The sequence below is a fragment of the Collinsella sp. HCP3S3_E5 genome (genome assembly GCF_052067635.1).
Taxonomy (GTDB): Bacteria; Actinomycetota; Coriobacteriia; order Coriobacteriales; family Coriobacteriaceae; genus Collinsella.
In genome coordinates this window covers 21,013-46,881 of the sequence record NZ_JBQHQF010000017.1, presented here as the reverse complement: position 1 = coordinate 46,881, position 25,869 = coordinate 21,013, and the positions used below count along the sequence as shown (strand labels likewise).

The window sequence follows — 25,869 nt, the reverse complement described above, 5'->3', positions numbered from 1 at the left end:
GCCGGGGGCGGACCGGGACGGGTTAACGGCAGGCCCCGCCGACCGATTGCAAGCGGTCGGCGGGGCCATTGTGGCTCTTGACAGCGGATTGGGTCATATGAGCGAGCGGGCTCCGGGTGCCCCAGGTTGCCGCGAAAGAGGAGGGAAGCGTACTTTATGTACGCGACCGACGATTGAGGGGCAAGATGGGGTGCCCGGGGCTCGCGCAGCGTCAACAAAAAACGCGGTTCGTTAGAACCGCGTAAGATAGTTGGAGCGGACAACGGGGCATCCGCGTATCCGCTTCGCGGATACGCATCGGCTTCGGCCGCCTGCCGGCGACCTCGCCAGCTCGCTACAAACGCTCCGCGTTTGCTTAACGCTCGCTCCCTCTCGGGTTCGAGCCTCTGCAATGGGTACGAAAAAGCCCGGCTACCGTGGTAGTCGGGCTGTTGTGCTTGGAGCGGACAACGGGGCTCGAACCCGCGACCCCAACCTTGGCAAGGTTGTGCTCTACCAACTGAGCCATGTCCGCATATGTAAAACAAAACGGGCGCCGGAGCGCCCGGATGTTGCCTGGAGGCGAAGCCCGGATTCGAACCGGGGGTAAAGGCTTTGCAGGCCTCTGCCTTACCACTTGGCCACTTCGCCGAAAAAGGACCGTTAAGAACGGTCCGGAAATGCAATGGAGCGGACAACGGGGCTCGAACCCGCGACCCCAACCTTGGCAAGGTTGTGCTCTACCAACTGAGCCATGTCCGCTTGCGGGTTATTAATTTACGCGAGTTATCCAAAAGACGCAAGTACTTTTTTCAAAAAAGTTGCCCAAAGCAAGTTCACGCAGGAAAATCATGTCAACCCAAGGCGCTAAGCGCACGATTCCAATGCCGAGCTAAACAGCTTCACCATCCGAACGCGTGTGCCGGCACCATCCGTGCGACGGGCAACCTCCACATTATCGACGAGCATGCGCATAAGCTTGATACCTCGTCCGCGTTCCTCGGATGCCATCGGTTCGCTCGCCCCATCGATAGAATAGCCAGCGCCTCGATCAAGCACCTCAAGCACAACACGGTCCCCATAGGCCTGAATCGTCAGGATGCAGCCAACACCGCCCGCATGGTCATATGCGTTACCCAATGCCTCCCCCAACGCTAATGCGACGTCATAGCGCTCATCACGCCTCAGGGGAAGCGATTCGAGAATCTCGGCCACACGGTGCCGATAATACGGGAGATTCTCGATGCCTCGCTGCACCTTGACGCTCTTGCTCCATCGCGGCAACTCCCCCACCGGAATGGCGGGAATCGACTCCCGCACCGGACCCGCAACATGAAGTATGTCGACAAGTCGGGCAATCTCCAAAAAGCGAACGACCTCATCGGAGGCGTTAACAAGCGAAAGCAGCCCTTCTCGTCTCATAAGCTCTCTGGCACGCGTAAGCAAAAACGCCAAACCCGTCGAGTCGATAAAAGCCACGGTCTGGCAATTGATGACAACACGGCGCACGCCCCGGTCGATTAAATTATCCAACCGTCGGCGCAGCTCGGGCACCGAGGCGATATCGATATCGCCCGGTGGCGTCAAAACCGCTATGTCATTCCACTCATTCATGCGACCATGGTTCCCCAAAAGAGCTCGCTCGATGCACACTTTTCTGCAACCGTTAGGATTCTGTATGCCCAACGTCGCGACCTACGATCGACCCCGTAAAAACTCAAGGGACACCAATGCAATGTCATCGTCCAGCGCCGAGTCGGTAAAGCGGTCAAGCTCGCCCAAGACCTTACCGCAGATGCCCGATACGCCCTCACCCGAAACAGAGAGTAGAAGGTCGCGCAGGCGTTGCTCGCCAAAGAAAGCACCCGAGCGGTCGCGTGCTTCGATCGTTCCGTCGGTATACATAAACAGCATGTCACCAGGATCGAACGTAAACACGCCCGTCTCGTACACCATGCTCTCAAAGGCACCGATCACGCCCGATTGGCACCCAAGGAGCTCCACTTCTCCCCCGCAGGTCTCTCCTCCGCCATGCGGCGTCGACGACGGCCTAATGACCATAGTGGGAGGATGTCCCGCAGAGCAATAGGTAGCGCGGCCCGCTTTAAGATCAATCTTGGCGATAAACGCCGTCACAAACGTCTCGACCCTCGAAAAGCCCATGAGCATGCTATTGAGCGAGCGGGCCATGCGAGCGGGTCCCGCACCCTCCCAGGCATAAGCCGTCAACGCCGTCTTGACGAGCGCCGACATCGACGCCGCCTCAATTCCTTTGCCGGAGACATCGCCCAATATCATAACGGCGCAATCGTCGGGAAGACGGACAAGCGTATAGAAGTCACCACCGACCAACGCCGAATTCGTTGCCGACAGGTATACCGAATCGGTTGCGATGCCCGGAACGTCGCCTAGCGAATTTCTCATGCCAATCTGAAGCGTCTGAGCGATATGACGCTCTTCACGCTTTTGAGACTCGCCCTCATAGATCAGCTCAAAGTCGTGTGCCAAATGCACCATGTAGTCGTATTCAAGGTCGTCGATTGGCTCCTGGCTGCCATCACGGAGCAGCAAAACGCGCCTCGTCGGTCCCTTGGCGATATCAGCGGGCACGATTGCATCGTTGCTTCGCGTACCATCCGCCTCCGAGTGGCAGCGCCCCGCCTCGATACCGGAATCGACATAAAGTCCCTGACACGGCAGGCCGTGGGCTCTCAACCATGCGCCCATAGTCGTGGATTCGTCCACGCGCGTAAGGCGCACGTGCTTGAGGTCGTCGGCGCTCGTCCCGCCCAGCACCGATGTCTCAAATCCATCGGAAATTGCCCCCAGGCGCGCCGCCGGCGTCGTGACAGAAAAGAAGAGTGACTCCGGATCGCCCGGCAATGCCACACGACTGCCACCTTCAAAATCGATGACATAGGTTTCGAGGCCCGCATCATACTCCACGGGGCAGAAATGGCAACTGAGCACAGCGCAGATTTCGGTCGAAACCGCACGCGAGGCGGCAATAGGATCATCGAGATAGGCAAACAACTCATCGCGCAGCACGTTGAGAGAACGGCCAAGCTCTGCCGTGCGACGTGAACGCAGACTCGATGCCATGCCGACTAGTTGGATGGAGAGATAATCGCAAATGACCTCGAGCACGTTGACATCATAGGCAAGCGGCGCCTGCGGACGTTTCCAACCGACCTCCAACACACCGAGCACCTGAGTGCCATAAAACACAGGAAGACATATCTCGCTGCGGTATGGAGGCATATCTTGCATGCGTAGCAGGTGCTTAGAACGATTGTCCAGGTCCATGAACATACCCGAGGCAATCCTATCGCCCTCGAGGTCCTGCTGAATCGACAGGCGGCAGGCACGAGACTCACGGAGCACATACGTCGGGATACCCGCACCATACGGCATAAACTCGGGCAGGTAGCTGTCATACAGCTCCTTGGAAACACCGCGAAGCTTAAAACCGCCGCTCTCAGAAAAATAGATGGCAGCACCCGAGGCATCGAGGGTTCCTACAAGCTGGTTCAAAACGGTATCCAACAAACTAGGCAGCTCATCGGAGCCCATCGTGCTCATAATGACCGACAACGTGCCCGAGAGGCGCTTATTCGCCACTCTGAGCTCCGAAAGCGCACGCTTGAGCTGACGGTCATGCGAATACTGCTCTTCGATACTATGGAGCGCCACGAGAACACGCGGCGCACGGCGGCCAAAGATACGAGGCGGCGTAACCGAGCCGGCACAAACTAGGACGGGAATAAAGGAGCCGTCACTGAGCTTAAGCATCAACTCGCTCTCGGTACCATTGGTCTCAAAAGGAAGACGATGTTCTGTCGCGCGTTCAAATGCTGACGAGTACAAGAGATCTTTAACGTCCCCGTTGATCACATCGGAACGTTCCTCGCAGATCAAGTCGAGCAAGCGATTGTTTACATGCAAAATGGTTCCGTCGAGCTCGCAGATAATGACAGCATCGCTCGTAATATCGACCAATTGGGCAACGTCAACCCACTCATTGCGCTCAAGCGTTTCCATCGTGAACCTCACCGTCTATCGGTAACAAAAAAGCCTCCGAAGAGGCTTCTCAAATGCGATGGTGTCGGAGGCGGGACTTGAACCCGCATGACCAAAAAGCGGTCACTAGCACCTCAAGCTAGCGCGTCTGCCAATTCCGCCACTCCGACATGCTATGTTGTTGATTCGCAGTTCGTTTTGTTGGACCCGCGCTTTCAACGAGGAAGATAATAACCTATGATTCGAGAACTGTGCAAGCACTTTTTTCAAAAAAGTTTACGAATTTGAAAATGCGCAGGTAGATCTATATGTCCGGGCCGGAATGGGGGCAACTTCCCAACGCGTCCTCGGGCATGCGGTACATTTTGATTCGCGCTTCGCGCTACAAAATGTACCGCCCCCTGCGGAATGCGTTGGGAAGTTGCCCCCATTCCGCCCCTACAGCCACATACTCCAAGTACGATTCTCAAACATATACTGGGGCTGATGCAAATTTGGTGGCTCGGCTTTGCCGAGCCCTTATATAAGGAGGCCGGAGCTAAAGCTCCGGCCTCGCTATCTTTCCCATTAGATTAAGTGAGCGATCAGGGAACCGCATTCCACCTGCCGAGTTGCCGCAGGGCCTGCCCTGGTGTTGCTTTTCAGAACATTCCGCAGGACGGAGGAAGCCCCGCAGCGCGTAGCGCGCAGCGGGGCTTCCGACATGTCCGAGGACGTTCTGAAAAGCAACACCAGGGCAGGCCCGGACGATAACAACCGACTACAGGTCGATATGCGATTCCTTGATCGGGAACGGCTCGGCGAAGTGGCAGGCGCAGCAGTGGCCCGGAGCAACTTCCCTAAACTCGGGAAGCTTCTCGGAGCAGATGCCCTGCGCGATCGGGCAGCGCGTGTGGAAACGGCAGCCAGTCGGCGGATCCAGCGGTGACGGCGGATCGCCGGCAAGGATGATGCGCTTACGAGACTTTTGGATATCCGGATCGGGAACCGGCACGGCAGACAGCAGCGACTGCGTATACGGGTGGTGAGGCTCGCTATAGAGCGTCTTCCAGTCAGAAACCTCGACCACCTTACCCAGATACATAACGGCAACGCGATCGGAGATGTGCTGAACGACGGACAGGTCGTGGGCGATAAACAGATACGCCGTACCAAACTTGTCCTGCAGTTCCTTAAGCAGGTTCAGAACCTGGGCCTGAATGGACACATCCAGAGCGGATACCGGCTCGTCACAGATAATCAGCTTGGGCTTCAGCGCAAAAGCGCGGGCAATGCCGACACGCTGACGCTGGCCACCCGAGAACTCATGAGGATAGCGGTTGATGTGCTCGGGGTTCAGTCCGACAACGTCGAGAAGCTCGCGGACGCGCTCAATGCGCTCATCCTTGGTTCCCACGCCGTGAATGGTCATGGGTTCGGAGACGATCTCGCCGATGGTCATGCGAGGATTCAGCGAAGCATAAGGATCCTGGAAGATAAACTGCATCTCGCGACGCATATCCTTGATCTCATGCTTGCTCATTTCGGCAACATCTTTACCCTGGAAGAACACCTTACCGGCGGTCGGCTTGGTCAGGCGCATGATGGTGCGACCCGTAGTGGACTTACCGCAACCAGACTCACCAACCAGACCAAAGGTCTCACCAGGATAAATCTCAAAAGAGATGTCGTTTACAGCAGAGACGACGCGCTTGGAAAAACGCTTGGCGAACATGCCGGACTCTGCGGGGAACTCCTTAGAGAGGTGCTCGACCTTCAGTAGCGGAGTGCGCTCGTTATTGTCTGCCATTTACGCCTCGCCTCCCTTCTTGGAATCCTTACGCGTGCGGGACGTCTCAGGGGCGTTCTTGAGGAACTCGGGGTCACCGGAATAATGGCACGCAGAATAGTGGCCGGACTCGGTAACAAAACGCTCGGGGCGCTGCTTGCGGCACTTATCGGTCGCATAGGGGCAACGAGGCGAGAACACGCAACCCTCGGGCAGGTTCATGAGCGAAGGCGGGTTGCCGTGAATCGGCGTAAGCGGCTTCTTCTCATCGATGGCCTGCTCCGGGATGGAGCGAATCAGGCCCCAGGTATAGGGGTGACGGCTCTCGTAGAAGATTTCCTCAGCAGTACCGAACTCGACGGGACGGCCGGCGTACATAACCATGATCTTGTCGGCCATATCGGCGACAACACCCAGGTCATGGGTAATCATGATGATGGCGTTGCCGTTCTTCTCCTGCATTTCCTGCATAAGCTCAATAATCTGAGCCTGAATGGTAACGTCCAGGGCAGTCGTGGGCTCGTCGGCAATCAGAATATCGGGATCGCAGGCAAGGGCCATGGCAATCATGACGCGCTGGCGCATACCACCAGAAAACTGGTGCGGATACTCATTGACGCGTTTCTCGGGCTCGGGAATGCCAACGAGGTCCAAAAGCTCGGTGGCGCGCTTGAGCGCCTCCTGCTTGGAGTAGCCACGGTGCAGACGAAGGCCCTCACCCACCTGCTTGCCGATCTTATAGACCGGGTTCAAGGAGGTCATAGGGTCCTGGAAGATCATCGCGATATCGTTGCCACGAATGTGCTGCATCTCTTCCTCGGTCATCTCGAGGATAGAACGACCGCGATAGCGAACGTCACCGCCCTCAATCTTTCCCGGAGGCATCGAGATAAGACCCATGATGGTCATGGCGGTCACGGACTTACCGGAGCCGGACTCACCGACGACACCCAGGGTCTCGCCACGATCGAGCGTGTAGGACACACCATCGACAGCGCGAACGACGCCATCCTCGGTGTGGAAATACATCTTAAGGTCATCAACCTCGAGCAGATGCTGGCCCTCGGGAACCGGCTGGTCCTTCAGGTCCACATAGTTCTTGTTCTTCTTCATCCTTATGCGTCCTTCATCTTGACGTCGAGGGCGTCGCGCAGACCGTCACCCAGCAGGGTGAAGGCGAGCACCGTCGAGAGAATTGCCAGACCGGGCATGATCATCATCCAGGGAGCAGTCAGAAGATACTGCTGACCGTCCTGAATCATGGAGCCCCACGAAGGCGTAGGCGGAATAACGCCCATGCCGAGGAAGGACAGAGCGGACTCGGTCAGAATGGCGCCACCAATGTTCATAGTCGCGTAGACCACGATGGAGGCAACGGAGTTCGGGAAGATGTGACGCACGATGATACGAACATCAGATGCACCCATCGCGCGCGCAGCGTCAACATAGTCGTTTTCCTTGACCGTCAAGATCGCGGATCGGAAGACGCGCGCAATCGAAGGCCAGCCAAGAATACCGATGGCGATAAAGACGTTCTGAAGACCACGGCCGATAACGGCGATCATGGCGACAACGAACAGCACGTACGGGAACGCAAGGAAGATGTCCGCACAGCGCATGATGATCGTATCCCAGATGCCGCCGTAGAAACCGGCCAGAGCGCCCATAACCAGACCAATCACCGTGGAGATCGCAGTGGCCATAATGCCGACGGACAGCGAAACGCGTGCACCGTAGATAACGCGGACGAGAATGTCACGGCCAAGGGAGTCGGTGCCAAACGGGTGCTCTGCACACGGAGCCAGCAGCGACGTCTCGGCCATGGTGGTCGAATCGGAAGCCGTCGGCGAACCGAGCCAGGGCTTAGCCCACAGATCTGCGGTCAAGGCAACCACAACGACGATAATGATCCAGCAGACACCGATAACGGCGAGCTTGTTCTTACGAAGACGCTTAAAAGCGTCGCCCCACAGCGTGCGAGACTTGGCGGGAGCAGATGCGGCCATGGTGGCGGTAGCCTGCTCCTGAGACTGAGAATCAGTTTCCTGCATGAGACGTACCTCCCTTAGGCCTTATCCGACGGACCGCCAAGGCGGATGCGCGGGTCGAGGAATGCATAGCTAATGTCGACGAGCAGGTTGATCACCATGACGACGACGACGATGAGCGTAACGCCGCCCATAACGATGGGCCAGTCACGCATGCTAATGGCGCGATAGACCTCATAGCCGATACCGGGCCAGTTAAAAACCGTCTCGGTCAGGATGGCGCCCGAAAGCATGGCACCAAAGTCGACACCAATATAGGTAACGACGGGGATGAGTGCATTCTTAAGCGCATGCTTGATGATGATCGCGCGATTGGAGAGACCCTTGGCCTTTGCCGTACGGATGTAATCCTGGCTCATGACGTCAAGCAGCTGCGAGCGCATAATGCGGGCGGCATAAGCGGTCGAAACCGAAGCCAGCGTAATGGTCGGAAGCACATAGTGCATCCAATCCTGATACTGAGAACTGGAACCACCGGCACCCGAGATCGGCATGGAGAATGCACCGCCCGTGGCGTCCTTGAGAATGACGCCAAAGAACAGCTGCAGCAACATACCGAGCCAGAAGGCCGGGACGGCAACGAGGATCGACGTGGTGAGCGTTACCAAAATATCCCAGAAGGAATAACGCTTTACCGCCGAAATGATACCCGCACCGATACCCATGATTGCCTCGAGTACGATGGCGCACGCGGCAAGTTTGACCGTATACGGATACTTCTGGGCAAAGATTTCCGTAACCGGCAGCTTGCGCTGATAGGAATTACCCAGATCGCCATGAAGCAGGCCGTTCATGTAATACAAGTAACGGTCCACGAGCGACGTTTGAACGGGGTCGCCGTTCTCGTCAAGGATCGCGTTGCCGTCCTCGTCCGATTGGACCAGGTGATAGCGGACGCGAAGCTGAAGCTCCACCTCGGGGGACAGAGCCTTGTCTCCACCGATCAGCTTGATCGGATCTCCCGGCACGATATTCTGGAGGGCGAACAGAATCAGCGTAACGCCCAAAAATACCGGGATGAACTGAAGCACACGTTTAACGATGTACTTACCCATACCACTCCCCTATCTAGGGATTAACTTAAATGGGATGCCGATCGCCAGACCGGCATCCCAAAATTACCATCAGCCAGTTTACCCCAGGTTAGGGAGAACTGTATGTTTCCCATGAGGTCTACGTAAATACTTGACCCTCACGGAAGCTGCAAAACTCTTAGGCGAGCTCAGCGGTACCCAGATCGGCGTGCTTCTGCGGATCGACATAGAGGTACTTGATGCGATCGGAGCCGGCGATGGTGTGCGTGTAGAACATCAGCGGGATGACCGGGCAGTCAGCAGCGACCATTGCGTCGGCCTCCTGCATCTTAGCGACGCGCTCTTCGTCGTCAACCGTGGTACGGGCCTCGTTGACCTTGGCGTCGAACTCGGGGTTGTTGTAACCAGAACGGTTGTCGCCACCGAGGGAGTCGGAGTGGAACAGCGGATACAGGAAGTTGTCCATGATCGGGTAGTCGGCAATCCAGCCCAGACGACCGAACTGATAGTTGAGGTTCTGGTACTGCTCGAGCAGGGCAGACCACTCGGGGGTATCGGAGACGGCGGTAATGCCAACCTTGGCAAGGTCACCGATGATGGACTCCATGATCTCCTTGTGGCCACCGTCCTGGTTGTAGGACAGAGTCACGTTAATGCCACGATCGCCGTTGGCGTCAGCGGGAGCAACCTTGTCGAGGTACTCGTTAGCCTTGTCGACGTCGTAGGCGCAGAACTCCCATGCGCCCTCCTTGTAGCCATCGATGCCCGGAGGAACAATGCCGTCAGCGGGGGTGCGGGTACCCTTGAAGATGGTCTTGCAGATGGCCTCACGGTTGATGGCCAGGGAGATACCCCTGCGCAGATCGGCGTTGTTGAACGGCTCGGCCGTGGTGTTGCAGGTCAGGTAGTAGGTGGAAGGCTCGGCGCCGAGCAGCATGCGCTCGCCGTCGCCCATGGTGTAGCCGTCCTTGGACTCGCCGCGATCCTTCTTGGCGGCGTCAATCTGAGCAACGGGAACGTCGCAGATGTCAAGGTTACCGGCCTGGAACTCCTTGTAAGCGGTCTCCACGTCCTTGATGACCTGGAAGTGGATGCCATCGATCTTGGCCTTGTCGCCATAGTAATCGTCGAACTTCTTGAGGTTGATCTCCTGACCATCCTCCCACTTGCCGTCCATCATGAACGGGCCGTTACCGATCGGGGCAAGGTAGAAGCTCTTGACATCGGACTCGGCGCACTCGGGAACCGGGGACAGAGCCGGATGAGAGGCGACGAAGGGGAAGTCGGCGTAAGCGGAAGTCAGCTTGACGACGAGGGTCTCATCGTCAGGGCAGGTAACACCGCTGAGCTCAGTAGTGTTACCGGCAAGCAGATCGTCATAGCCCTCGACCATGGAAAGGTGATAGGAGACCTCGGAAGGACCATACTCTTGAGCGACAGCGGACTTGGTGCTGACCAGACGCTCCCAACCGAGCTTGAAGGACTTGGAGGTAACGTCATCACCGTTGTGGAACTTGGCCTTCTTGATCTTGAAGGTAAACTCGGTGGCGTCGTCGTTGGCCTCGAAGGACTCGCAAGCCAGCGGAACGATCTCGCCCTTCTCGGCGTCATAAGAGGTCAGAGCGTCAAAGAGCTGGTACTCGACCTGAGTGCCCTGGTCCTCCTGGACATTGTAGGGGTCGATGCAGACCGGGTTATTGATGTAGAAGTTCAGCGTCGAACCGGACTCAGAACCGGAAGCGTCGCCGCCCTTCTTGCCGCATGCGGCAAGAAAAGCCATGGAGCTCGCAGCAAGGGTACCGCCGACAAAGGCGCGACGACCCATAACGGGCTGGTGGAACATAGAATCAGCCATGCCATCCTCCTTATGAGATAGGACAAAGAAATGTTCAGTCGGACATATGTCGAGACAATACGATCCGAACTATCGAAACGCCGCCCGTTGCTATGGCTGGTTATGCACAACAGGCCAACGTTTTCAATACAGTAGCGCATTTTATGCACGATTTGGGGCTAATTCCGGTTAACGGTCGAGAATTTCTTTAGTTGGGCGAAGTATGTGGTGATATTCTGACTCTGTTACAAGTCTGTAAACAAAAAGGGTCCCGCACTTGCGGAACCCTTTTCAATTATTTTATGCGGCTCGTGCTTAGTAGCCCACGATGCCCTGCGGGAAGAAGAACATGCACAGCACGACGCACACGGCAAACACGACAGCCATGATGACGGTCAGGCGGTCAAGGTTCTGCTCCATAACGCCCGTGGCAGAGCTGGAGTTATACAGCGAACTGGCGATCATATCCGAAACGCCGGTGCCCTTACCGGAATGCATCAGGACGAGAATCGTCAGCGCCACGGCAGAGACAGCCCAAACTACAAACAGCAGAATCTGAAACGGACCCATAGAGAAGCTCCTTAATAGAACAATTCAAACTCCAGTACTGTACCACAACCCCCGACACTCCCCACCTGCCATTTGGGGACGAGGTAGAAATGGCAGAAATACCAAAAAAGGGGGTTGCCCGAATATGGTCAACCCCCTTGCAAAGAAACGCTTGGCGTTTTCTCTTAGGCCTCGGTCGCGAGCACGCGGCCCGTCATCTCGGCGGAAGGCTCCAGACCAGCCATGGTGAGCATAGTCGGGGCGATATCGGAAAGTCGACCATCCTCGATACCGGCGAGCTGCGCCTTCTCATCAACGATGATGAACGGCACGCGGTTGGTGGTGTGAGCCGTAAACGGATGCTTGGAACCGTCGGAAGCAACGTCAAACATGTGATCGGCGTTGCCGTGGTCGGCAGTAATCAGCGCAAAGCCGCCCTTAGCGAGAATCGCCGGGACAACCTTGGACAGGGCATCGTCAACAGCCTCGACGGCCTTAACGGCCGCGTCGAAGACACCGGTGTGACCAACCATGTCGCAGTTCGCGAAGTTCACGATGTAGAAATCAGCGCGGTCCTCGTTGATGGCAGCGACGAGCTTCTCGGTAACCTCGGGAGCGCTCATCTCGGGCTGCAAATCGTAGGTAGCAACCTTGGGGGAAGCGACGAGCACGCGCTCCTCGCCCTCCTTGGGCTCCTCGATGCCGCCGTTAAGGAAGAACGTCACGTGGGCGTACTTCTCGGTCTCGGCGGTGTGCAGCTGCTTCAGGCCATTGGCTGCGATAACGTCAGCCAGAACGTTCTCGGGGAACGTCTTGGGGAAGGCGACCTCGACGTCAAACGTCGGATCGTATTCGGTCATCGTCACAAAGTGCGAGAGCTTGATCTGCTCGCGCTCAAAGCCGTCGAACTCCTTGTCCGTGAACACGCGGGTCATCTGACGAGCGCGGTCGGGACGGAAGTTGAAGAAGATGGCCGCGTCGCCCTCGTGGATGCCCTCGTTGTGGGCAGCGAACGGCTCAACGAACTCATCGCCGCGCGGATCCTTCTCGTAGTAGGCCTTGATACCGGCAACGGGGTCGGTATCGGCATCGGACGCATTGACCATGACGTCGTAGGCGCGCTCGATGCGCTCCCAACGGTTGTCGCGGTCCATGGCCCAATAACGGCCCGAGACGGTAGCAACGCGAGCGTCGCAACCAGTCTCCTCGGAGATCTTGGCCAGGAAGGCGCAGAACTCGCTCATGTAGCCGGCACCGGACTGCGGATCGACGTCGCGGCCATCCATAAAGGCGTGAACGCGAACGGTCTTAATGCCATACTGGGCAGCCATCTTGACCAGGGCCTCGACATGGTTCATGTGAGAATGAACACCGCCGGGGCTCATGAGGCCCATGAGGTGCAGGGTCTTGCCCTCGGCCTTGACGTCATCCATAGCCTTGACGAAAACCTCGTTCTTGGCGATGGAGCCGTCCTTGATGGCGTTATTGATGCGCGAAAGCTCCTGAAACACGATGCGGCCGGCACCGATGTTGAGGTGACCCACCTCGGAGTTGCCCATCTGGCCGTCGGGAAGGCCCACGTCCTCGCCCGAAGCACCGAGCGTGGTGTGAGGATACTTCTCGTACAGGCTATCGAGGAAGGGCGTCTTGGCGGCAGCGACGGCGTTCTCGCCGTCGGCCGGAGCCAAGCCGCAGCCATCCATGATGATTAGGAGTGCAGGAAGATGACGCTGTGCCATATGCCCTACTCGCCTGCCTTGACGACCATAGAGGCGAAGTCGGCAGCCTTGAGCGAAGCGCCGCCCACGAGGGCGCCGTCAACGTCGGGCTTGGCAACAAGCTCAGCGATGTTGGCGGGCTTGGCGGAGCCACCATAAAGAACGCGGATGCCGTTGGCGAACTCCTCGCCGAACATCTCCTTGAGGGTCTCACGGATAGCGCCGCAGACCTCCTGAGCGTCCTCGGCGGTAGCGGTCTTGCCGGTGCCGATGGCCCAGATGGGCTCGTAGGCGACGACGACCTGCTTGGGGCAGGTGATCTCAAGACCCTCGAGACCAGCCTTGACCTGGTTCACGACATGCTCGACATAGGTGCCGGCCTCGCGAACCTCAAGGGACTCACCGCAGCAGAAGACGGGAACAAGACCGGCGGCAACGAGAGCCTTAGCCTTCTTGTTCTGGTCCTCATCGGTCTCGTGGAAGTAGTCACGACGCTCGGAGTGGCCGATGATGCAGTAGGTGCAGCCAGCGGACTTGAGCATGTCGCAAGAGGACTCACCGGTGAAGGCACCCTTGGCCTCCCAGTACACGTTCTGTGCACCGAGGGCGATGGGGGCAGCCTGAATGCGGTCATGAACCGTAGTAATGTCGATGGTCGGAGGGCAGACGAGCACCTCGACGCCAGCCGGAACCTCGGGCAGAGCCTGGGCCAGCTCGTCGGCGAGCTTGGCAGCCTCGGCGACGTCGTTGTTCATCTTCCAGTTACCAGCGATAAGAAGGGTGCGATTAGGCATCGAGAAGCGCCTCCACTCCGGGCAGGGCCTTACCCTCGACGAGCTCCATGGAAGCGCCACCGCCGGTGGAGATCCAGCTCATCTTGTCGGCCAGGTTAAACTTGTTGACGGCTGCGACGGAATCGCCACCACCGATGATCGAGGTGCAATCAGCCTCGGCGACAGCCTCGGCGATAGCCTGGGTGCCGTGAGCGAAGTTGTCGAACTCAAAGACGCCCATGGGGCCATTCCAGAATACGGTCTTGGCGCCCTTGACGGCCTCGGCGTAGAGCTCCTCGGTCTTGGGGCCGATGTCCATGCCCTCACGGTCGTCGGGGATAGCGTCGGAAGCGACAACCTCGGGGACAGCGTCCTCGCCAAAGTGGTCGGCAACACGGTTGTCGATGGGGAGCAGGATCTTGACGCCCTTCTCCTCGGCCTTCTTGAGCATCTCGCCAGCGCGCTCGACCCAGTCCTCTTCCTTGAGGGACTGACCGACGGTCATGCCCTGAGCCAGGAAGAAGGTATAGGCCATGCCGCCACCGATAATCAGGGTGTCGGCGGAGTCGATAAGGTGATCGAGAACGCCGATCTTGGAGGAAACCTTGGAACCGCCGACGATGGCGACGAAGGGACGCTCGGGCTCGGCGAAGATACCGGTCAGCGTGTCGACCTCCTTCTCCAGAAGGAAGCCAGCGACTGCGGGCAGGTAAGCGGCGGGACCCACGACGGAACCCTGGGCGCGGTGAGCGGTACCGAAGGCGTCGAGGACGAAGACGTCGCCATAGGAAGCGAGGGTCTTGGCGATCTCGGGATCGTTCTTCTTCTCACGCTTGTCAAAACGGACGTTCTCGAGAACGAGGACCTTGCCCGGCTCGACGGCGGCGACGGCCTCGGCGGCCTTCTCGCCATAAGTGTCGGCGACAAAAGCAACATCGAGACCAGAGAGCTCGGCGAGCTTCTTGGCGACGGGCTCGAGGGAAAGCTCGGGCTGGAAGCCGGTGCCCTCGGGACGGCCGAGGTGGCTCATGAGGATAACGCGAGCATTGTGCTCAACGAGATAGTTGATGGTGGGCAGGGCAGCCTTGATACGGGTGGTGTCGCCAACGACGCCATCCTTGATAGGCACGTTGAAGTCAACGCGGACGAGAACGCGCTTGCCGTCGACATCGATGTCGCGGACGGTCTTCTTGGTAAAGGCCATGTTTGCTTCTACCTTTCGTACGTGTCTGCCTCCCATTACGGCAGACGATTTCTTATAAAAAGGGCGCGACCTTAGGGTGTAAGCCCTATAAGGCCGCGCCCTTTTTTAGACGCTCAACGAGCTATTCGCTAAAAGCCAAATTAAGCAACGAACTTCTCGAAGTACTTGATGGTGCGGACCATCTGAGAGGTGTAGGAGTTCTCGTTGTCGTACCAAGAGGTAACCTGAACGAGGGTCTGGCCGTTGCCGAGGTCAGAGCACATGGTCTGAGTGGCGTCGAAGATGGAGCCATGGGTCTCGCCGATGATATCGGTGGAGACGATGTCGTCCTCGTTGTAAGCGAAGGTCTCGGAGATGGTGGCAGCGTAGGCCTTCATAGCGGCGTTGACCTCGTCGGCGGTAACCTTCTTGTCAACGACAGCGTAGAGGTTGGTGAGGGAGCCGGTCGGCGTCGGGACGCGCTGGGCGGCACCAATGAGCTTACCGTTGAGCTCGGGGAGAACCAGGCCGATAGCCTTGGCAGCACCGGTGGTGTTGGGGACGATGTTGACGGCGCAGGCGCGGCTACGACGCTTGTTGCCCTTGCGCTGCGGGCCGTCGAGCGGCATCTGGTCGCCAGTCCAGGCGTGAATGGTGGTCATGATGCCGGACACGATGGGAGCGAAGTCGTTCAGACCCTTGGCCATCGGGGCGAGGCAGTTGGTGGTGCAGGAAGCAGCGGAGATGATGTTGTCCTCAGCGGTCAGCGTCTCATGGTTGACGTTGTACACGATGGTGGGCAGATCGCTGCCGGCCGGAGCGGAGATGACGACCTTCTTGGCACCAGCGTTGATGTGGGCCTGAGCCTTAGCCTTGCTGGTGTAGAAGCCAGTGCACTCGAGAACGACGTCGACGTCGAGGTCGCCCCAAGGCAGGTTGTTGGCGTCGGCCTCCTTGTAGATCTTGATCTCCTTGCCGTCAACGGTGATGGAATCCTCGCCAGCGACGACCTCGTGATCGCGAGCATAGTTGCCCTGCGTGGAGTCGTACTTCAGCAGGTAAGCGAGCATATCGGGAGAGGTGAGGTCGTTGATAGCGACGATCTCGGAGCCCTCATGACCGAACATCTGACGGAAGGCCAGACGACCGATGCGACCGAAGCCGTTAATAGCAACCTTTACTGCCATTGTGTCTCCTTTCGTAAGGCCCCCGCAAGCTACAGCGCCCGCCGTTGAGGCCCACAAACTAACCACTCGCCTAATATACCTTTTTTTTGACTTGAATTTCACGAGAATGCTCGAAATTGAAAATCAAATTTGCTTTAAAACGTTTTAAAGCATAAAACAGCAGTTCAAGTACTATATAAACTGCCGCTTTAAACTACCTGTTCGCTTCAATGAGCTTTTCAAGACGCAAAACACGGTGATATAGGGCCGACTTTGACAAAGGAGGGTCGGCCATCTCCCCCAAATCTCGCAGTGAGAGATCGGGATAGCGCTCACGTAAGTCACAAAAGGCCGCCAAGGCATCCGGGAGCACATCGCGCATGCCGCGTCGCTCAAGCTCCTCGATAAGCGCGAGCTGATGTTGGGCAGCGCCGGCGCTTCTCGTCTGGTTGGCCAGCTCAGCATTCACGCGACGATTTACGTCGTTTTTCACCAACTTGACCGCACGGGCTTCCTCGATTTCGGCAACGCTGCGCTTGGCACCAATCAATTTGAGCAAATGCTCAATCTCCTCGGCGCTCTTGATGTACACGGCATATGATCCTCGCCGGGCGTTGACGCGTGCATGAACCCCGACCTGCCCCAACAGGTCGCAAAGCCCCTTGGCGTATTGTTCGCCCTGCACCGCAATCTCCAGGTGAAAATCGCCACGCGGGTCTGCCACAAAGCCGCCGGCAATCAAAGCGCCGCGAATGTAGGCGAGCCTGCAGCAGGGCCGGGCGACGATATGGCGCGGCACACCGGCGACGAGCCCTCCCCTGCGGTCGAGAATGCCCAGCAGAACCAAAGCCTTATCGAGGTCGGGCTGGTCGGGCAAGGTGATGAGATAGTTTCGCACCTTATGCAAGACCGACTTGCGAACGGTAAACTCCGTTTTGAGCTTGAGGATGCGGTGCGTCAGCGTAATCATCGTGCGTGCAACGGCACCCGTCTCGGTCGCAACCGTCAAACGGTACCGACCAGAGCCCGCCAGCGAAAGCGTGCCACTCACACGTGTAAGAGCGGCAAGTGTCGACAGATCGCAATATTCACATTCGGGTTCGCAGCGCGCAAGCTCGTCACGCACCTCGGCGGTAAACGACATTCAAACCTATGCTTTCGTGTTGGCACGCGACAAGTCGCGGTGAGAAATGCTCACGTGATACTGAGCACCTTCCAGGTATCGGGCCGTAGCCTCTGCAATGGCAACGCTGCGGTGCTGGCCGCCCGTACAGCCGATGGCAATGGAAAGCTGTGGCTTGCCCTCCGCGATATAACCCGGCATGACCGTATCGAGCAACTGCGTCCAAACCTTCCAGAACTCCTGCGTCTTGGGATGGTCCAGGACAAAGTCGGAGACCTTCTTATCGAGGCCGGTCAACGTGCGCATCTCGGGGTCGTAGAATGGATTAGGCAGGAAGCGAACATCGATCATGATGTCTGCCTCGACGGGCATACCATGCTTAAAGCCAAATGAGAAGACGTGGACGTCCATGAGCTGCTGGTCGGACAGCTCTGAAAAAGCCGCACGCAGCTTATTGCGTAAAGCAGAGGTACGAAGGCGGCTCGTATCGATGATCATATCGGCTCGGTCGCGCACGCCCTGGAGTTGTAAACGCTCGCGCTGGATGGCGTCGGCCGTGGTCTCCCCCGGCTTCGCAATGGGATGGCGGCGGCGGTTTTCGCTGTAGCGGCGAATCAGCACCTCATCAGATGCATCGAGAAACACAATGTCACAGCTCATCTCGCGATCTTCCAAGGCGGCAACGGCGTCAAGCAGCTCATCAAACAGACCTTGGCTGCGAAGGTCACAGGTAACAGCAAGATGTCTACCCACACCCGTATTGATGCCAACAAGCTCTGCGAGCTGCGCAATCAGGCGCGGAGGCAGGTTGTCGATACAAAAATAGCCCATGTCCTCAAACACATGCATGGCTTGCGTTCGGCCCGATCCGGACATTCCGGTGATGATGACGATATCGGGAATGCGCTCCGTGCGCTCCGCCGCATCCATGGCATCTCCCTTTTGCATGTGCTGCCTCCTAAAAAAGCGCAGGACCCGGCCAGCGGATCCCGCACGATCAATTGCCTTAGTTGAGTATACCGCCCCAAGCGGATACGGGGCCCGTCTTACGCCTCAAGCGCAGCCTTGAACCAACTCGTAATACTTGTGGGGTGCGTAATGGCAGTGCCAACGACAACGGCCCAGGCGCCGGCGTCAATCGCGGCGCGAGCCTCCTCGGGCGTATGCACACGACCCTCGCAAATAATGGGAAGACCGGGGAACTCCTCGGTTGCCTGGCGCAAAAGCGGCAGGTCGGGGCCGTCTGCCATGGTGCAATCGATGGCGGCGACGCCATGCGAAAGCGTAGTGGAAACCAAATCGAAGCCCATGTCGACCGCGCGGCGGATATCCTCGATCGTGGCGCAGTCTGCCATCAGAAGCACGCCCTCCTCGTGCAGCGGACGAAAAGTGTCCTCGAGCGACTTGCCATCGGGGCGCGGACGATCGGTGGCGTCAATCGCCACGATGTCAGCACCGGCAGCAACGCAGGCGCGGGCGTGACGCAGCGTCGGCGTGATGTAAACGCCCTCGTGTCCATCCTTCCACAGGCCGATAACAGGAACCTCACAACGACCCTTAATGGCAGCAATGTCGGCAAGGCCCTGGCAACGAATGGCGGCGGCGCCTCCGAGTTCGCAAGCGCGAGACATTTGAGCCATGGTCTCGGGCGTACGAAGCGGCTCGCCCATATACGCCTGAACGCTCACGATGAGCTTACCCTTCAGGGATTGAATTAAAGGATCGACGGTCATAAGGCTATAACCTTTCTCAGAACAGCCTCCCGAGGCGTGTCGTCTCGGGAGGCTCCTACAGCAGATACGTTTACTTTAACGAGGCAAGAAGATGCTCGGCGGCACCGATAAGCGGTGCGTCGCCCTCCAGAGAACCGATGAGGATCGGCGTGTCCTGAAGCGGATCGAGCGCCTGGCTGGCATAGCCCTCGTGTACCGAATCCTTCCACGTCTGCGAACGCCAATCGGGTCCCTGGTGAATTACGCCACCCGAAAGCACGATGACCTCTGGATCCAGAATGTTGGCGAGCGAGCCCAAGCTAGCGCCCAATGCAAAGCCGGCATCGTGGATGACCTCGGTCGCCTTTGCGTCACCCGCGCGGCACAGGTCGTTCACGTCGCGGCCAACCGAGGGACGGCTGGGGTCAACGCGACCGAAGCGCTCGTCGTACATGCGCCCAATCGACGTACCCGAAGCCACCGACTCTAGATGGCCGGAACGCCCGCAGGCGCAGGGAATGCCGGCGGCAGCCGAGCACTCGATGTGGCCCATATGGCCGGCAGCACCATGGAAGCCCTGCATCACGCGGCCGTTCTCAACATATGCGCCTCCGATACCCGTACCGATGCCCAGACACAAGACGGAGAACTTGCCCTTGCCGACGCCCCAATGGGCCTCACCCAGAGCATGAGCCTGCACGTCGCCTACAACGGCAACGGGAAGACCGAGGTCCTCGCGCAGACGCGGCCCCAACTGAACGCCGGACCAGCCGGGCATGATCTCGTTGGCATACGCGATGGCGCCCGTCTTGGGATCGACGACGCCAGCGGCACCGATACCGACGCCAAGGACCTCGACATCGGGATTCGCCTCGAGAGCGGCCTTGATGGACGCCTCGATACGCTGGAAGACGGCCTCACCGCCCTCTTGGGCCTCGGTGGGAACCTCAGCCTCAAATACGGGATGGGGCACGCCGCCATCAGCCGGATATTCCATAATGGCGGTCGCAATCTTGGTGCCACCGATATCAACGGAGCAGATGTACTTGTTCTCCATGTCGCTCTCCTTAGGAGATAAAAACAACTACAGGAAATAAAGGCGGTGTTATCGCCGCAGCTTGCTAAAGGCTTCCCGAGTGCCCGGGGTTGGGGTGAAAGCGGTCGGGCATTGACCTAATGGGTCACGCTCGATCGCTTGAGCCCCAAGATCGGGTGCCCGGGAAAGCTTTACAGGAGACCGTTGTCCTGGAGGACCTTCCTAATCGCCTCGACGTTCTCGCCGGTCATGGCCTTCACCGGGCGCGGCATGGTCGGGCTGTCGAAAATGCCCATGAGGTTCATAGCGGTCTTGAAGGCGCCAACGCCACCGGCATAGCCCTGGACGCCCGAGGTGACGTCCCAGATGTGCGAAATCTCATTGAGGCGATCCTGCTCGGCTTTGACGGTAGCCCAGTCACCAGCCTGAGCGGCCTTCCACTGACGCACGTAGCCCTCGGGCTCAACGTTGGCGAGACCCGGGACAGAGCCGTCGGCGCCACCAAGGTAGGCACCGTCGACGACGACCTCATGGCCGGTGAGAATGCTCATCGGATGGCCGTTCTTCTCGTTCTCCTGAACGAGGTAGCGGAACGAGACGTCGTCACCCGAGGAATCCTTGACGCCAGCAAGGACGCCCTCGGCGCCGAGCTTTGCAAGGAGCTTCCAGGGGAGCTTGGTGTGAACGCACACGGGAATGTCATAGGCAAAGATGGGCAGGTCGAGCTCCTCGTGCAGGATGCGGAAATGCTCCTCGACCTCGGTCATGCCCTGCAGGGCATAGAACGGGCAGGTGGCGACGAGCGCATCGGCGCCCAGCTCCTGAGCAACCTTACCGTGCTCAATCATGCGCTCGGTCTCGGTATCGATGATGCCGACCAGAACAGGAACGCGGTGGTCGACGATTCGAACGGCCTCGGCGATGATCTGTCGACGACGCTCGTCGGTGGAGAAAACGACCTCACCCGAAGAGCCCAGGAAGAACAGGCCATCGACGCCGGCGTCGATCATGCGGTTGATGCTGCGCTCAAAGGAGGCAACGTCGAGCTGGTGATCTTCGGTATCGGGAACAACGACGGGAGGAATAACGCCGGTGAATTTCTGAGTTGCCACAAGAATCTCCTTAGTTGTCTGGCGGGTGGCCCTATGCCGCCCACTCTTGTTGGCAGTGTCCAGGCCATCTAGGCCAAAGAACACAGGTAGAACGCTTGGTTAAAGAAGTCGACGACTTCGTTTTCGAACGCATTGATGCGTTCGTGAGCATATTTGGCATAGATAATATGCCTCCGGTCACACTCAAGACCGTTGAATACGGCAAACTGGCCCTTGGGATCGCTCGCGGCATCCATGAGCGATGTACCCATAAGTACCGATCCGCGCACCCGAGACGACAGCGCTTCGAGGCCGCCGGGAAGCGGATTGGCAACCGCCGTGCAGGCAAGGCCCCGCTCGTCCAGAGCAGAAACCGCCAGCGCGACTCCACCGCCAAGGCCCTCGCCCCATGCAAAGATGCGGTCGGGGTCCATGCCGTCAAGATTGCGCGCGACCTTTGCCATTGCACAGCCCCAGCGGACGCGTTCAACAAAAACGGGCGAGGTAACCCCCTGCCTCAGCTCGCTGAGCCCAATCACATCGTCGTCCAGCGCAAGCACGGCATATCCCATGGCGGCAAACCTCGTCATGTGATGCCATCCACGTACGGGTCGGTCGATGTCGTGAAACATCAGGCATAGCGGCACAAGCTCGGATGCCCGGGCGCAACCTGAGGGCTCAATCAAACGGCCGTGTACGACTTCCCCGGCAAGTTCAAAGGAAACCTCGGAGTAGCGCGCGCACGGATTGGCGAAATCAATCGCCGTGACAGTCAGTCCGCAAACCTCAAGGTCCGAAGCGGCTGCCTCCAACTCGGAAACATCCGCCAAGGCATCGCCGCGCCAATCACGGAAATCGGAGAGCCTTGACGAAACCGTCCCAGAGATCCCCGCAAGCTCGGGGTCAATCAGCTCATTGACATTGCTCTCGCACTTAGACATGAGCCTCCCCTTCCTTGCAGAAAAACGGAATGATCAGATCGTCAAAATCCTGAATCTCCTCGTGGCCAAAGCCCTCAAAGAACTCATGGCGCTTCTCACAGGTCAGGTTGTTGTAGACCGCAAACTGCGTCGCCGGTGGACAGACGATATCAGCCGTTCCCGTGCCAAACAGCACGGGGCATTTGACCATGGGGGCAAAGTTCTTGGAATCGAAATACGCCAGCTTGGCATAGGCCTCGTCAATACGAGTCGAGTCCTCGTCAAACCAGCGAGACCAATAGCGCAGGCCCTCGTAGGCAATGTCGTCGGCATCCAAATCCCAGACCAGGCGGAAATCCGACAGGAAAGGATAGAGGATGGCGGCACGATTGATAAGCTCGCTGTTAAGCGCGCAGGTCGCAATGCCCAAGCCACCGCCCTGCGACGCACCGTTCACAAAAACACGGGCAAGATCGATGCCCTCGAGCTCGCGAACAATGCGGCACAGAATGCGGATATCCTGATGCAAGCGTACGTAGTAGAGATTGGCCGGGTCGCCGTCGATACCGGCAACGATATGCCCGGCAACCGTTGTGCCTTCAAATCCACCAATATCCGCGGAGGGGCCACCCTGACCGGGGCAGTCGAGGGCGACAAGTGCCATGCCCATACCCGCAAACGATGCCTGCTCGAACCAGCTGCGGCTTGCGCCCGGATAGCCGTGGAACTGTAGCACCAGCGGCACGGACTCGTCCGAAACCGGCTTGAGATACTTGGCATGCAGGCGGGCGCCACACATGCCGGTATACCAGAGGTCAAAAAACTGGCAGGTCGCAGCATCGGCAATCGATGCCGCCTCGACCGAATAGTCGATCTCGACGGCGTCAGCCTCGGCCATGCGGTCGTTCCAAAAGAGATCGAAATCTGATGGACGAGGCATGGCGCCCCGATAACCACCAAATTGCTGTTGTAGCTCCTGAGCGCTTGGCATGGCTCGTGAACCCAACCTTTCGAAATCGCAACGAGGGTGCGCCCGGCAAGGGAGCCGGGCGCACAGGAGGGAAAGCGAACCTACTCGCCAAGCTTGGGGTGCAGCAGCGACGGCGCAGCACCGAGCAGCATCTTGGTGTAGGGGTCCTGCGGGTTCTGGAAGACCTGCTTGGCCTCGCCCTGCTCGACGATCTTGCCGCCGTTCATGACGATGATGTCGTCAGAGATGTAGCGGACCGTCTGGATGTCATGGCTAATGAACACCATAGCCAGGCCGAGCTCCTTCTTAAGATCGGTCAGCAGGTTGAGGATCTGCGCGCGGACCGAAACGTCCAGAGCCGAGGTGGGCTCGTCGGCGATGATGGCGTCAGGGTTCAACGACAGGGCGCGGGCAATTGCCACGCGCTGGCGCTGACCGCCCGAAAGCTGGCCGGGAAGAACCTCGGCGGCAGAGCTGGGCAGACCGGTGAGCTCCAGGAGTTCCTTAACGCGCTTCTCCTGCTCGGCCTCGGTACCCAGGTTGTGGACGCGCATGGGGTCGAGCAGCTGCTCACGAACGACCATGCGAGGGTTGAGTGCCGTCGCGGGGTTCTGGAACACGACCGAGATGACGCGGCCCATGTGACGACGATCCTCGGCAGTACGCTTGGTGACGTCCTTGCCCTTAAAGTAGACCTTGCCACTCGTGGGGGCCTGCAGGCCGCACATGACATTAGCAGTGGTGGACTTGCCGCAACCGGACTCGCCGACGATGCCGATCGTCTGACCGGGCATGAGCTTAATGGTCACGCCTTGGACGGCATGAACCAGATTGGGGTGCAGGATCGAACCGGTACGGGTCCTAAAGGTGACGTGGACATCGTCAAGGAAGATAATCGGCTCGACGCCGTTGACCGCAGTCTCGCTCATCTACATCACCTCCGCATGAGGGGTCAAACCATTTGCCTTGAGCACCTCATCGGGGAGCTCGGAATAGAAGTGCTCGGTGCCGGGCACGCGCTTGAAGACCGGACGGGTGTCCAGGCCGATGTGCGGATGGCTTGAGCGGGGCGCGAAGCGATCGCCCTTGGGGAAATCGCGCGGGCTGGGGACGGCGCCGGGCACCTGGTGCAGGCGGCCCGAACCGCTCTCGATGGACAGAACGGAGCCCAGAAGACCGCGGGTGTACTCGTGAATCGGGTTGGTGAGCAGCTCCTTGGTGGGCGCCTGCTCGATAACCTGACCGGCGTACATAACCGTGATGTTATGGGCGACCTCGGCGACCAACGCCAGGTCATGCGAAACGAAGATCATGGCAAAGCCGAGCTTGGCCTGAAGATCGTTGAGCAGCTTAATGACCTGCTTTTGGACGGTAACGTCCAGAGCGGTCGTGGGCTCGTCGCAGATGACCAGCTTGGGGTCGCGGGTAAGGGCCATAGCGATCAGAACGCGCTGACGCTGTCCACCGGAAAGCTCGTGCGGATAGCTCTCGAGCGTGCGCTTGGGATCGAGGCCGACGAGCTCCAGGAGCTCCTCGGCGCTGCGGGTGCCGCCGCGCTTGGTGAGCTGCTTCATCTGGGCGGAGATGAGCATAGAAGGGTTGAGCGAGGACAGGGCGTCCTGATAGACCATGGCGATATCGGTACCGCGCAGGCCGAACCACTCCTTCTTGCTCATCTTGAGCAGGTCACGACCCTCCCAGAGGACCTCGCCGGAAAGATGCTCGTCCTCATCGGTCAGGCCCATGATGGCCAGCGTGGTGATGGACTTACCGCAGCCGGACTCGCCTACCAGGCCCATGGTCTGGCCGGGACGGACGTCAAAGTTGACATGGTCGACCACGTTGATATCGCCGTGGTGCTCAAACTGGATGCAGAAATCGCGGACCGAAAGAATCGGCTCAACGGACTCATCGGGCACATGGCGGTCGTTACGCTTAAGCTCGACATCGCGCAGGGCGCCAAGACGGGCGGACAGGGACTGGGCCTGCTCCTTGTAGGCGCGAACGGGGTCGGAGACCAGCAGGTCGGCCTCGCGGCGCTTGGAGGAATCGGTCGGATCCAGGGCGGCGGAAGGAGCAGCGGCCATAGCGTCGGTAATGCCCTCGGAGAGGATGTTGAGCGCCAGGCAGGTGATCATGATGGCCAGACCCGGGAACAGCGCCTGCCACCAACGACCGGCGAGCACGCCACCGCGGGCGTCGGCGAGGATGTTGCCCCACGTAGCAGTGGGCTCCTGGATGCCAGCGCCGATAAAGGTCAGCGAAGCCTCGAAGATGATGGCATCGGCGACCAGGGTGACGGTGAAGACCATGATCGGGGCAATGCAGTTACGAAGAACGTGCTTGATCAGAATCCACGGAGCCTTGGCTCCGGAGACGATGACCGCGCGGACATAGTCCTCACCGTACTCGGATACGATGTTGGCACGCACGATACGGGCGATCTGCGGGGTGTACATAAAGCCGATCGCAAAGATAATCGACGGCACGGAGTTGCCCAGGATGGAAACGAAGACGGCTGCGAGGGCGATACCCGGGACAGACATGATGATGTCCAGGATGCGCATAATCGTCTCGGAGACGGCCTTGCGCGAAACCGCAGCAAGAGCACCGACAACGGAGCCACAGACCAGAGCCATAGCGGTAGCACCAAAGCCGATGATCAGCGAGTAACGGCCACCGTAGAGCATACGCGAAAGGATGTCACGGCCCTTGTCGTCGGTTCCGAAGATAAACCCGTTGCCGGGAGCCTGGCGAGCCGTAAAGATCTCGACCGGGCTATAGGGGGCAAGCAGGGGGGCAAGAATCGCAGTCAGGGCGACCAGCACCAGCACGATGGCGGCAATCTTAGAAGACAGCGTCATCTTCTTCCAGCCACCGAGCTTGAGCCCCTTGGAGGCAGCCTTCTCGAGCTGCTCGGTTTGCTTCTCTCGAATCTTTACCAT

At 58.7% G+C, this 25,869-nt stretch carries 21 protein-coding genes and 4 tRNA genes; all 25 read right to left on the bottom strand.

The features are described from left to right. Positions 1-438 precede the first annotated feature (438 nt). Positions 439-514: transfer RNA gene (locus ACTM82_RS06520), tRNA-Gly, on the bottom strand. Between the two features lie 42 nt (positions 515-556). Next, positions 557-630, bottom strand: a tRNA-Cys gene (locus ACTM82_RS06515). Positions 631-665: 35 nt separating this feature from the next. After that, positions 666-741: transfer RNA gene (locus ACTM82_RS06510), tRNA-Gly, on the bottom strand. Positions 742-846: 105 nt separating this feature from the next. Further along, positions 847-1,593 carry an anti-sigma factor antagonist gene (locus ACTM82_RS06505; protein ID WP_441055276.1) on the bottom strand — a complete coding sequence of 249 codons (747 nt, stop codon included), beginning with the start codon at positions 1,591-1,593 and terminating at the stop codon, positions 847-849. Between the two features lie 81 nt (positions 1,594-1,674). Next, positions 1,675-4,020 (bottom strand): SpoIIE family protein phosphatase, encoded by a 2,346-nt coding sequence (locus ACTM82_RS06500; RefSeq protein ID WP_441055278.1) that lies wholly within the window; start codon positions 4,018-4,020, stop codon positions 1,675-1,677. 59 nt (positions 4,021-4,079) lie between these two features. After that, a tRNA-Leu gene (locus ACTM82_RS06495) sits at positions 4,080-4,169 on the bottom strand. A 590-nt stretch (positions 4,170-4,759) separates the two neighbouring features. Beyond that, a complete protein-coding gene (locus ACTM82_RS06490; protein WP_441055280.1) occupies positions 4,760-5,788 on the bottom strand; it encodes an ABC transporter ATP-binding protein in 1,029 nt (342 codons plus the stop codon). Continuing rightward, the gene (locus ACTM82_RS06485; RefSeq protein WP_154517437.1) at positions 5,789-6,880 is read right to left on the bottom strand and encodes an ABC transporter ATP-binding protein; all 1,092 of its coding nucleotides are present in this window, start codon (positions 6,878-6,880) and stop codon (positions 5,789-5,791) included. Between the two features lie 2 nt (positions 6,881-6,882). Then, complete coding sequence (locus ACTM82_RS06480) at positions 6,883-7,773, bottom strand: ABC transporter permease (RefSeq protein ID WP_441038768.1); 891 nt, start codon at positions 7,771-7,773, stop codon at positions 6,883-6,885. 59 nt (positions 7,774-7,832) lie between these two features. Beyond that, a complete protein-coding gene (locus ACTM82_RS06475) occupies positions 7,833-8,870 on the bottom strand; it encodes an ABC transporter permease (protein ID WP_304212150.1) in 1,038 nt (345 codons plus the stop codon). A gap of 157 nt (positions 8,871-9,027) precedes the next feature. Continuing rightward, on the bottom strand, positions 9,028-10,704 hold the full coding sequence (locus tag ACTM82_RS06470) for a peptide ABC transporter substrate-binding protein (protein WP_441055282.1): 1,677 nt from the start codon (positions 10,702-10,704) through the stop codon (positions 9,028-9,030). A 294-nt stretch (positions 10,705-10,998) separates the two neighbouring features. Beyond that, on the bottom strand, positions 10,999-11,253 hold the full coding sequence (gene secG / locus ACTM82_RS06465) for a preprotein translocase subunit SecG (RefSeq protein ID WP_006236144.1): 255 nt from the start codon (positions 11,251-11,253) through the stop codon (positions 10,999-11,001). 164 nt (positions 11,254-11,417) lie between these two features. Then, the gene (gene gpmI / locus ACTM82_RS06460; protein WP_427718639.1) at positions 11,418-12,971 is read right to left on the bottom strand and encodes a 2,3-bisphosphoglycerate-independent phosphoglycerate mutase; all 1,554 of its coding nucleotides are present in this window, start codon (positions 12,969-12,971) and stop codon (positions 11,418-11,420) included. Between the two features lie 5 nt (positions 12,972-12,976). Then, on the bottom strand, positions 12,977-13,744 hold the full coding sequence (tpiA, locus tag ACTM82_RS06455; protein ID WP_441055284.1) for a triose-phosphate isomerase: 768 nt from the start codon (positions 13,742-13,744) through the stop codon (positions 12,977-12,979). Further along, the gene (locus ACTM82_RS06450; protein WP_304212190.1) at positions 13,737-14,927 is read right to left on the bottom strand and encodes a phosphoglycerate kinase; all 1,191 of its coding nucleotides are present in this window, start codon (positions 14,925-14,927) and stop codon (positions 13,737-13,739) included. Before ACTM82_RS06450 ends, tpiA begins: the two co-directional genes overlap by 8 nt. Before the next feature lie 140 nt (positions 14,928-15,067). Further along, the gene (gene gap, locus ACTM82_RS06445; protein WP_154517458.1) at positions 15,068-16,093 is read right to left on the bottom strand and encodes a type I glyceraldehyde-3-phosphate dehydrogenase; all 1,026 of its coding nucleotides are present in this window, start codon (positions 16,091-16,093) and stop codon (positions 15,068-15,070) included. A gap of 193 nt (positions 16,094-16,286) precedes the next feature. Beyond that, positions 16,287-17,216, bottom strand: a complete 930-nt coding sequence (gene whiA / locus ACTM82_RS06440) for a DNA-binding protein WhiA (RefSeq protein ID WP_441048567.1) — start codon at positions 17,214-17,216, stop codon at positions 16,287-16,289. A gap of 6 nt (positions 17,217-17,222) precedes the next feature. Then, entirely contained in the window at positions 17,223-18,143 is a 921-nt protein-coding gene (rapZ, locus tag ACTM82_RS06435; RefSeq protein ID WP_441055286.1) for an RNase adapter RapZ, read from the bottom strand. 98 nt (positions 18,144-18,241) lie between these two features. Next, entirely contained in the window at positions 18,242-18,928 is a 687-nt protein-coding gene (locus ACTM82_RS06430) for an N-acetylmannosamine-6-phosphate 2-epimerase (RefSeq protein ID WP_154517496.1), read from the bottom strand. A gap of 70 nt (positions 18,929-18,998) precedes the next feature. Further along, positions 18,999-19,964, bottom strand: coding sequence for an ROK family protein (locus ACTM82_RS06425; protein WP_427728775.1), 966 nt, complete (start codon positions 19,962-19,964; stop codon positions 18,999-19,001). 170 nt (positions 19,965-20,134) lie between these two features. After that, on the bottom strand, positions 20,135-21,055 hold the full coding sequence (locus ACTM82_RS06420) for a dihydrodipicolinate synthase family protein (protein ID WP_427718650.1): 921 nt from the start codon (positions 21,053-21,055) through the stop codon (positions 20,135-20,137). A 68-nt stretch (positions 21,056-21,123) separates the two neighbouring features. After that, entirely contained in the window at positions 21,124-21,975 is an 852-nt protein-coding gene (locus ACTM82_RS06415) for an acetylxylan esterase (RefSeq protein WP_441055288.1), read from the bottom strand. After that, positions 21,968-22,945 (bottom strand): acetylxylan esterase, encoded by a 978-nt coding sequence (locus tag ACTM82_RS06410; RefSeq protein ID WP_441055290.1) that lies wholly within the window; start codon positions 22,943-22,945, stop codon positions 21,968-21,970. The genes ACTM82_RS06415 and ACTM82_RS06410 overlap by 8 nt, the downstream gene beginning before the upstream one ends. A gap of 80 nt (positions 22,946-23,025) precedes the next feature. Next, positions 23,026-23,853 (bottom strand): ABC transporter ATP-binding protein, encoded by an 828-nt coding sequence (locus ACTM82_RS06405; protein WP_154517508.1) that lies wholly within the window; start codon positions 23,851-23,853, stop codon positions 23,026-23,028. Continuing rightward, entirely contained in the window at positions 23,854-25,869 is a 2,016-nt protein-coding gene (locus ACTM82_RS06400) for a dipeptide/oligopeptide/nickel ABC transporter permease/ATP-binding protein (protein WP_154517511.1), read from the bottom strand. It lies immediately after the preceding gene.